7 protein-coding genes, 1 tRNA gene and 2 pseudogenes are annotated in these 9,836 nt (G+C 39.6%); 1 reads left to right on the top strand and 9 read right to left on the bottom strand.

Translation table 11 applies throughout. The features are described from left to right. The 9 genes and pseudogenes from DWX73_RS06205 to DWX73_RS06165 all read right to left on the bottom strand — a co-directional run. Positions 1-535, bottom strand: a 535-nt coding sequence (locus tag DWX73_RS06205) for a sugar transferase (RefSeq protein WP_147334777.1), incomplete at its 3' end; no start/stop codon positions are given. A 12-nt stretch (positions 536-547) separates the two neighbouring features. Continuing rightward, complete coding sequence (locus DWX73_RS06200) at positions 548-1,750, bottom strand: ATP-grasp domain-containing protein (RefSeq protein WP_199413539.1); 1,203 nt, start codon at positions 1,748-1,750, stop codon at positions 548-550. Beyond that, complete coding sequence (locus DWX73_RS06195; RefSeq protein ID WP_118347875.1) at positions 1,747-2,955, bottom strand: DegT/DnrJ/EryC1/StrS family aminotransferase; 1,209 nt, start codon at positions 2,953-2,955, stop codon at positions 1,747-1,749. Before DWX73_RS06195 ends, DWX73_RS06200 begins: the two co-directional genes overlap by 4 nt. Before the next feature lie 131 nt (positions 2,956-3,086). Continuing rightward, positions 3,087-3,593, bottom strand: a complete 507-nt coding sequence (loaP, locus tag DWX73_RS06190; RefSeq protein ID WP_118347873.1) for an antiterminator LoaP — start codon at positions 3,591-3,593, stop codon at positions 3,087-3,089. A 402-nt stretch (positions 3,594-3,995) separates the two neighbouring features. Further along, positions 3,996-4,721, bottom strand: coding sequence for a D-proline reductase (dithiol) protein PrdB (prdB, locus tag DWX73_RS06185; RefSeq protein ID WP_118347871.1), 726 nt, complete (start codon positions 4,719-4,721; stop codon positions 3,996-3,998). Beyond that, the gene (locus DWX73_RS06180; protein ID WP_118347869.1) at positions 4,721-5,008 is read right to left on the bottom strand and encodes a CBO2463/CBO2479 domain-containing protein; all 288 of its coding nucleotides are present in this window, start codon (positions 5,006-5,008) and stop codon (positions 4,721-4,723) included. The genes prdB and DWX73_RS06180 overlap by 1 nt, the downstream gene beginning before the upstream one ends. Before the next feature lie 20 nt (positions 5,009-5,028). Beyond that, positions 5,029-6,896: pseudogene (gene prdA, locus DWX73_RS06175) on the bottom strand (D-proline reductase (dithiol) proprotein PrdA). 67 nt (positions 6,897-6,963) lie between these two features. Next, positions 6,964-8,289, bottom strand: coding sequence for a proline reductase-associated electron transfer protein PrdC (prdC, locus tag DWX73_RS06170; RefSeq protein ID WP_118347867.1), 1,326 nt, complete (start codon positions 8,287-8,289; stop codon positions 6,964-6,966). Between the two features lie 167 nt (positions 8,290-8,456). After that, positions 8,457-8,554: transfer RNA gene (locus tag DWX73_RS06165), tRNA-Sec, on the bottom strand. 193 nt (positions 8,555-8,747) lie between these two features. Between DWX73_RS06165 and DWX73_RS15495 the strand changes: the two are divergent. Beyond that, positions 8,748-9,784 (top strand): annotated as a pseudogene (locus DWX73_RS15495) (proline racemase family protein). Positions 9,785-9,836 lie beyond the last annotated feature (52 nt).

Here is a 9,836-nt window from a genome sequence, read left to right as displayed (position 1 = left end):
TTTTTAAGTCCCCTATAAATGTTACATTGCAAGCATAATCCGCATCTTTTTGAAGTTTTTCTTCTTGAGAAATATTATTTCTAAAATATGCTTGAGAATATCCTGTAATTCCAGGTTTTACAGTTAAACGAATTTTACGTTTTTCGTCATATTCATCTAATGGACGGTTTATAGTAATTGGTCTCGGACCAATTAAACTCATGTCACCTTTTAATACATTGATTAATTGTGGTAATTCGTCAATTGATGTTTTACGCAAAAATTTTCCTACTTTTGTAATACGAGGATCATCAGGTGCATTATATGTAGAATTATCTGCATTTCTAATATCAGGTGCATTCATTTTCATAGAACGAAATTTATACATTGCAAAAATCGTTCCATTAATTCCTCTACGCTTCGCCATATAAAAAAGGCTTCCTCTATCTTCTATAAAAATAGCTATTGCTACCAAAACTGATATAATACCAATAAACGGCATAGCTATAAGAGAAATTAAAATATCAAATATTCTTTTAAAATATTTTTTATACATAACATCCCCCTGTTAAATTATTTCAATAACAATTTTTTCCATCGCTATTTCGCAATCTTGAATAGCTTTTTCCACAGTCTCATCTTGAGCAATTACAAATCCCACTCGATCAACACTATTTCGTATCTCATCTACCTTTTCTTCAATTCCATGTACAATAGCAACTTGTTTTATTCCTTGTGATTTTTGAGCTTTTTCTATACCTGAAATAGCTTTTATTATTCCTTCTCTTGTCTGAAAATATCTGATAGCAGCTCCTTTATTAAATTCAGGTTTTAAGCTTACTTCTTCTCCCAAAGCTACTTGAATACATGCTTTTACTAAATCTATACCTGTTGAAAGGGGAACAAGATGAGATGTAATATTATCTCCACCAAGTCGTGCCCCAATTTCGACAATCTTAGGACCTTCTTTTGTAATCTTTATCTCCGTATGAGAAGGTCCATTTTCAATTCCAATCGCCCTCACTGCATTTTGTGTTATATCAATAATTTTCTTCTGAATATCTATTGGAAGTAAAGATGGTTCATTATGCCCCATTTCAACAAAATACGGTTCACCCGTTGTTAATTTATCTGTAATCGAAATCACATAACACTTCCCATTGCTACTCAATGACTCTACACTAACTTCAACTCCATCCATAAATTCTTCAATAATTAAAAGCCCACTCCTAGCATATTGTTTTGTATATTCATATGCTGCCTTAATTGCATGCTCATCAGATAAGTCCTTTAACAATGTAACCCCACGGCTTCCTGAATTATCTGCAGGTTTTAATATACATTTCATATACTTACTTTTAAAAATATTAATGGCATTAATATACTCTGCCTCATTAGCTATTTTATAAAATTCTGGAATAGGAATATTATTATTTTTCAAGCACTGACGCATAACCGTTTTATCTGTCGCTCGCAACGCGGTTTCTTCTGTAATCCCTATTATTCCCAACTCTTTTGATACTCTTGCGACCGAACGCATTGGCATATCACTAGCAAGTGTCATGATTCCATCAATTTGATATTTTTTTGCAGCTTGCAAAATTTTTTCTGAGTCGATAGTACTTATTATTTCGCGAATAATCCCTTGTTCTTTAAATCCTACTGCTTCTGGATTCATATCCGCTACAATTACTTGTAAGCCCATTTCTTTCGCTTTTTTAATAGCTGGTAATTGAAGAATACTTGCACCTAAAATCATTATTTTCTTCATACTTTTACAATCTCCACAATCTTCTCTATCACATACTCCACTTCTTCATCTGTCAAACAAGTATGTAATGGTAATGTCACTTCATTTTCATATTGTTTAAATGCATTTGGATAATCTTTAATATCAAATTCAAGTTTTTTATAAGCTGTCATCATTGGCAAAGGTTTATAATGTACATTTGTAGCTACTCCCTGTTCTGCCATCTTTATAATAACCTCGTTTCTCTGTTCCACCGTAATTCCTGGAATTCTCATCAAATACAAATGTCCGCTGGAATGATTTTTTTCGCAATAATGATCTAATACTTTTATCCCTAAAGGTTTAAGTGCTGCATCATATTTTCCAATAATTTCTTCTCTGCGTTTTAACATTTCCGGATATCGTTTCATCTGCATAAGTCCAATCGCAGACATAATATCTGTCATATTACACTTATACGCCGGCGATACAATATCATATTCCCATGCTCCAAGTTGTGTCTTAGCAAGTGCATCTTTTGACTGACCATGTAACGATAACAGCATAAACTGATGATAAATCCACTCATTATCAATATTTTTAGTGGTTCGCCATGTAAGTGCCCCTCCTTCTGCAGTCGTAAAATTCTTTACTGCATGAAATGAAAAGCTTGTAAAGTCTGCAATTTCTCCACACATTTTCCAAATTCCATCAACCTTCTTTTTTGCTCCAAATGCATGAGCTGCATCTGCCACAACACAAACTCTTCCGATGGATTTCTGAATTTCATTTGATGGATGAAACAACATTTTCTTTCGATTCACTGCTGCAAATATCTTTTCATAATCACATACCACACCACCCAAATCTACAGGAATAACTGCTTTTGTATGTTCATTAATCGCCGCTTCCATTTTCTCATAATCCATCTCAAAACTTTCTTCTGCACAATCAATCATTACAAGTTTTGCTCCTACATGGACAACTGGGCTTGCTGTTGCCGTATATGTGTATGCAGGAACGATAACTTCATCCCCCGGTCCGATTTCCAATAGACGTAAAATTGACTCTAAGCAGGCAGTTGCCGAGTTTAAGCAGACCGCTTTTTCGGAATTCACATATTTTGCAATTTGTTGTTCGAATTCTTTTGTTCTTGGACCTGTTGTTATCCAACCACTTTGTAATGTCTTTGCTACCTCCTCAATCTCCATCTCAGAAATATCAGGCGGTGAAAATGATATTTTCATTTTTCTTCTCTTTCCTTTCTATAATTAATCTATATTCAACCAAATTTCATAAGAAACATGGTTTCTTTCATAAAAATAAGGACAACTCCCAAAGGAATCGCCCTGTTTTTTGTATCAAACATTTTGTTTTTCTATTCTTTTTCTATTACTTCAAGCCCTACCTGCGTCTTCTTGATTTCTCCTGCAATCTCTACTTCAATATAAGCCTTGCGTTTATGCCGGTCAATTTTCTTAACACAGCGCTCTAATCCCTTCAATGGTCCTTTTAAAATATGTAATGCACCATGTTCAATTACACCAACAGAAATATCCACAATCATTTCTGATTTTCCACATAATTTCAAGAATGTTATTTCATTTTCAGAGAGTGGAAGAATGTCTTTGCCCATTCCTATTAGTTTTGTTAAGCCTAATACTTTTTTTAATTCCATATACAGACCTTCTACATTTTCTGTAATCACAAAAAGATATCCCGGAAATAGTATTTTCTGCTCTATATGCCATTCTCCTTCATATTTCTTCAACGATTTGTAATAAGGTATGAAACATCTCTGTAAAATCTGCCCATCGATTACTCTGTCACACTGGGTTTTGATTTCTTCTTCCATGCCTGTTCTTACTTGAACTACATACCACATCCAAATCACCTCTTTATCTAAAAAAGAGCAGGCTTCGCCATTTCACATCCGTTTTCCCTGCGTATGTGAATCTGCTCTTCTTATTTTCTTTTTTCAGATGAAACGCGAACAAAGCGACGATTTCATCCGAAAAAATTATTTAAATATTCTATAGTTAATTTATAACTATTAAAAAGAAAGGCAGAAGCTAACTCCTCTGACCTATTATCCGAATCCTTTTTCAGGATCTTTTATTCTCTGAAAAATAGTATTGCCTGATACGATTCAAATTATAGCATATCTTTATAAAAAAGCAATTAAAACTTCGTTTTCTGCAAGAATTGACACCATTTTTGTCATCTACTGCAATATTTTCTTGAAAAAGAAAACCGGAGAAACCTATGATTTCTCCGGCATCCTATCTTATACTTTTGCAATATACTCAAATGGCAACGGAACAACTTTGCCCGGACTTTCGAGTTTGACTAACTGCTCAAGAGTTGCTTTTACAATCTCTTTCTGCATCGTCGGGTTATTTGGTTCACCTGCGTTTGCACCCATCGGTACAAGCGGCGCCACGCCACGAGGTGTTCCTGTCTGTTTTACAACAGGCGGTAATGCTGCGATGATGATCGTAGGGATACCTGCAGCTTCAATTGCTCTCTGCACCAGTACTGCAGAGCGGTGGCAAGTACCTCAGCCGGCAGTTAAGATTACTGCGTCTACGCCTTCTTCTTTGAACATCTGAGCGATTTCCGGACCGGTCTGATTTTTGAATTTCTCCTGGTCTCCGCCGCCGCCCATGAAGCCTGCATGAACAGGAGCACATGCTTTGATAACTCCTTCTTTCGCTAACTCATGGATGCGGTCGATCGGGAACATACAGTTGATGTCTTTATTTACATCACTGTTGTCATATCCACCGTGAGAAACCATCAGATCTTCTGATTTCATCTGATCTGTGATCTTTCTCCATGTCCAGTCTCCGGCAAGATTAAATCTCTTGTCTTCTTTATGGTGTACACCTGCTGCTGTAGCAAGTGCGATTGTCATATCTTTTAATTCCTTTGTCACCGGTGCCCATACTGGCGGAGGTGTGATCGGAACGAAAATTTCAGACTGTAATCCTTTCACAGCTGTTAAACTCATTATGATTCCTCCTTCTTTTCTTCCTGTGCGGCGCGCATTGCCTGCTGCCGCTTCTGATATGTTTCCAGATTGCTGATATATTTCTCATTGACTTCCGGTCCAAGCTGTTCAATAAAACTCATATTCCATCCAACTTCCTGACCGATCTTAATCTCGTAGTCAGTGATCAGCATCCGCATCGGGATTTTGAGAAAACCAAGCCGGCCTTTCAGATCAACTCCGACACATCCGTCATGGATTTCTACAATAACCCCTTCCATATATATCATTTTATCGCCATACTTCATAGCACTATCGCTCCTACAGCCTAGCTGTATTTTTCTCTTCTCTTCTGGCTCATCGGAAGTGACTGCTCATTTTTCACTAATTCGATTGGTTTTCCTGTTACATTAGAAATCAGTTCCATGTTGTTTGCTTTTACGTTCGGATTCCATTTTTTCTCAGGCGCTTTCACTTCTTCCCCTGCCATAGCTGCTTTGAGCATATTTAATGCACGGATCGCATCTTCGTGGCAAAGTGTATTGCATGCAAGTACTTCATTTTCAATACCTGCTTCTGATTTATTGTTGTCAACCATATGAGTCATGTATTTATTTCCAACAACAAGAGCTCCCTGAACAGCACAGAAAGAAAGTCCAACAACCGGAACGCCTCTCATACCAATCTGCTCGTGGTGACTTGCGAAGTCAATATGATTGTTTCCGAAACCTTCTGTTGTAATAAATGCACCATCAACATCAAGCGCTTCTACCATCATACCAACACGTTTGGAAACATAGAATTTCTCAGCATTGATCTGTGGACTTCCTACGAAAATGATTCCGCAAAGGTCAACTTCTTCGTCCATCAATGTTTCCAATACGAGCGGTTCTCTCCAGTAATGTCTGGACATTTCTTTAGATGCAGGTCCGATACATGTTAATGCATGAATACATCCATCAAGAACTTCCAGCGGAGAAACCATAACCGGAACATTGCCAAGATCAACATTTGGTTTTGCACCAAGTACACCAACAGGCTCAACCGGAAGGATCAGGTTATCATGCATAGCGCCCTGTCCCATGATTTCTTTTACGATAACAACTTTTTTCTTGCCAGGTCTTCTGTACTGGTTGAATGTTTCTTCATTTACAACAAGCGCTTCATCTTCTACAGCTTTTAAAGCCTCACGGATTTCCTGTGTAATGACATCTGTTGCAGTATGTGCTGCAAGCGGTCCCGGACGTTCCATATTTGTTCCTGCTGCAATTACGACTTCTGTCTTAATGAAGATTTCTCCCTTGTCAGGAGCACCCGGACGGTTCCACATAATGTTTTCTTCCAGAATACCTTCTGAAGAACCGAACTCCCCAATCTGTACGCCGTTTGCATCTGTACCTGTTACCATCATGATCACGCCATCCAGTACTCTTGTTGTACCGCTTCCGATCTCATCTTCGCCTTCTTTTGTAGCAATCGGCTGAACATCCATGATTGTCTCAGAGTATTCATTGTATTTGTCCGGAGTAATGATATCGATTTTTAAGCTATGTACAAGCTCCTGTGAAGCTGCTGCTTCTTCTTCGATTCCTTCACGAATGTAAAGAACTGTTCCTTCAATTTTCGTCTCCGGTCCTCTTTTTACTTCTGTAATATTGTAATGCTTTCTTGTTAAACTTCTGATTAACTTTGGTTCCTGCTCTTTTACTTCTGCAGGTGCTGCAACCGGTACTGCTGCCGGAGCTACAGGCGCTGCTGTTCCTACTGCTGCTCCTGCCATCATTGGAAGTTCAATATCAATGCCTTTTCCTTCATCGATATGAATTTTCAGAACGCCTCCTGCATTTGCACAGGTGCCATAGGTGCTGCTGCCGGTACTGCAGGTACTTCTGATACTTCCTCTGCTTCTTCTACAGATTCTTCCTTTGCTTCCTCTGCAGCAGCTTCTTTGTAGCCATCAACTACGTCTGCTGTGATTGGTGTAAGAGAATCACATGTTTTTGTTAATTTTGATCCAAGAATCTGTCCGATTGTCAGTACCCCGTCCAGGTTTAATAAACCTGAATCTACTAAATCATCAAAAATTGCCGGATCTTCAAGATTAGCTGCCTCAATTGTAATCCCAGCTTCTGCTCTGCAGCATAATACCGCAGGATCATTTGCATGCGCTTTCGCTGTTTCTGCTGTAATTGACATACTAATTTCCTCCTTATCCTTTTCCACTTCACTTCTATCTACTTTCCGTCATCTGACGGTAGTATTCTTATTTATATTCTGGTAACTGTTCTACCTGTTTTGAAACTCTCAGATAACGATACAGCGGATGTCCGATTGTTCTCATCACATGGTCCGTCTGATGAAATACCTTTAATCCCATCTTTGGCGCGGAACCCATGACTGTATTGGAGCAGTCTGAGCAGTTTCCGATAATAATATATTCACATCCGTCTTTCTTGAACTGGATATTGTTCTTAGCCTGTCCCGGACAATTTCCCGGACGTTCACATTTTAATGCGCCGTTTTTCATCTCTGCTGCTTGTTTACATCTTGCAACAGATGCCACAACGCCATTCATCTTCTGGCAAATGTCACGCATACGCGCTTCATCTCCGCCGCATGCACATACAAGTAAACCTACTTTTGCACCGTGAAGATTTGGGAAATCAATTGTTACAATGATTCCGCCTGTCGTCTTTGTGATCGGAGCTTCTTCGCTTGTCGCTTTTCCCGTAAACGGTCCGCCCATAATGATCTCACCATAGAGTCCGTCAATGCCTCCTGCGCGCTCGATCAGTTCTCCCACGCTTGTTCCTACCGGAACATTCATGAATACATGCGGTTCTGCGCCTCCATTCAGCTTTCCGACTACTGTCAGGTTTTTCTCAAAGCAAGGTTTGCGCTCATCAATTGCCTCCGCTACTCTTGCAACTGTCTCAACATTAATAACAACTGACTGTGCAGCTGACGGAAGCTGATCCGGTGCAAGTTCGATACCAAGACATTCTCTTACAACAGCGCGCTCTTCTCCCATCGGATAAATATCCGGAAGCAAATGAATTGAAATATGCTCTTCATTCTTTACTGCCTCACGGAGCAGCTCAACTGCTTTTTCATTTTTCTTCTTAATCGCAAAAATTGCCTTCGCTGCATTGGAAATTTCCATACAGTATTTCACACCGCGAAGTACTTTCTCTGTCTCAGCTTCAATCTGTGCAATATTATGTTTCAATCCCGGCTCACACTCTGCCGCATTGATCAGAATATATCCGCCATTCAGATCTGTTCCGAGTTTTACTCCTGTTGGGAAGCCTGCGCCGCCCATACCGACGATTCCGGCAGCCTTTACCATATCAAGCTTACTGCCTTCCGGAATCTTTACAAATTCTTCCTTCTGTTCTGCATCCGGTTCAATGATGATCGCTTCCTCTGTAATCTCTGTAACCGTACCATACACACTGGCGAAAATATTTGCTCCCAGTCCGGCAGGTTCTGCGATCAGCGTTCCTTTTGCCACCTTATCTCCGACTGCAACAACCGGTTTACACGGTGCGCCGATGTGCTGTCTGAGAAGCATCTGCAAATTGCCCATTTCCTTCTTCTCCTTTTTTATGTTTTCCTGCTTTTATCTTTCCTTCCCAGACTCCATTACTGATGTCCGGAACATTTGGAACTGCCTAAAAAACAAAAAAGGCAAAGCAAACTGACTTTTGCTTTACCTTCCATTCTATTACTACGTACAAAATATACGATTCTTTCTGGCGGGTATATGTGGGAATCGAACCCACCCAGGACGCTACTAACGCCCTACACTGGTTTTGAAGACCAGGAGGCACACCAGTTACCTATCTACACCCTTATTTTTCATGCGTAGTTTACTTTACCACATTTTTGGAAAAGCTTCAAGCCCTAATTTATATTTTAATAAATATTCATTGACTTTTCAATCATAATCTATCATAATAAGAATAAACTGAAGTACAGTTTAGACTATAGTCTATTATAAATCATTTGTCAATACTATGTCAAACATTTTATCGGAGGTACATTATGGGACTAAATCCAAAATTAAATTTAGACTCTTTTGAAGCTGCCTTTCATGCCATTGACACACATACTGTCGGTGAATTTACCCGTGTCGTAACATCCGGTTTCCCGGATATCAAGGCGGACAGCATTATGGAGAAAAAACACATTCTTGAAAAAAAATATGATCAATACCGCAAAGCGCTCATGAATGAACCGCGAGGACACCGGGATATGTTCGGAGCTCTTCTCACAGAACCGGTAAACCGTGAAGCAGATCTTGGAGTCATCTTTATGGACACTGGCGGATATCTGAATATGTGCGGTCATGGGACAATCGGATCTGCAACAGTTGCTGTAGAGACAGGTCTTGTTCCTGTTACAGAGCCTTACACGAATGTTGTACTGGAAGCGCCTGCCGGAATCATCCGGACAAAAGTCAAGGTAGAGAATGGACGCGCAACAGAAGTTACACTGACCAATGTACCTGCTTTCTTATATAAAGAGAATCTTGTCGCAACTGTTGAAGGCCGCAAGATTGCTTATGATATTTCTTTTGGCGGAAGTTTCTTCGCTCTTGTAGATGTGACACAGCCTCGATTCAGGAAGAGATTGAAGCTCACAATGTACCGTTCCTGACAAAACTGGGTATGAAGCTTCTGGAAGAAATCAATGCTACTGTTACAGTAAAGCATCCTTATCTTGACATTACAACAGTAGATCTGGTAGAATTTTATGGACCGACTCCAACAATTGGATGCTCTATGAGAAATGTTGTTATCTTTGGAGATGCCCAGGCAGATCGTTCTCCATGCGGAACCGGTACAAGCGCAAAACTTGCCGCACTGTACAGTCATGGTAAGATTGGTGTCGGAGAACCTTTCGTTTATGAAAGTTTCATTGGATCGCGTTTCAGAGGTGTTATCAAAGATGTAACAGAAGTAGACGGACATGTTGCCGTAATCCCGCAGATTACAGGAAGCGCTTATATCACAGGCGAGGCAACCTATGTGATCGATCCGACTGATCCATTAAAATACGGCTTTATTGCCGGCGTATAAATGCCTTTTTCCAGCCAGAGCATTCCTCTGGCTGGTGTATTTTTTATTTTGT

Source organism: Coprococcus sp. AF21-14LB (genome assembly GCF_003458885.1).
Classification (GTDB): domain Bacteria; phylum Bacillota; class Clostridia; order Lachnospirales; family Lachnospiraceae; genus UBA9414.
Note: the sequence above shows the minus strand (reverse complement) of the source record. Positions and strands in the feature narration are given on the sequence as shown.

Bases quoted from the DNA above. Each gene is read 5' to 3' on its own strand.
- DWX73_RS06200 (WP_199413539.1), bottom strand. From the start codon at position 1,750: ATGAAGAAAATAATGATTTTAGGTGCAAGTATTCTTCAATTACCAGCT.
- prdC (WP_118347867.1), bottom strand. From the start codon at position 8,289: ATGGGCAATTTGCAGATGCTTCTCAGACAGCACATCGGCGCACCGTGT.
- loaP (WP_118347873.1), bottom strand. From the start codon at position 3,593: ATGTGGTATGTAGTTCAAGTAAGAACAGGCATGGAAGAAGAAATCAAA.
- DWX73_RS06195 (WP_118347875.1), bottom strand. From the start codon at position 2,955: ATGAAAATATCATTTTCACCGCCTGATATTTCTGAGATGGAGATTGAG.
- DWX73_RS06180 (WP_118347869.1), bottom strand. From the start codon at position 5,008: ATGAAGTATGGCGATAAAATGATATATATGGAAGGGGTTATTGTAGAA.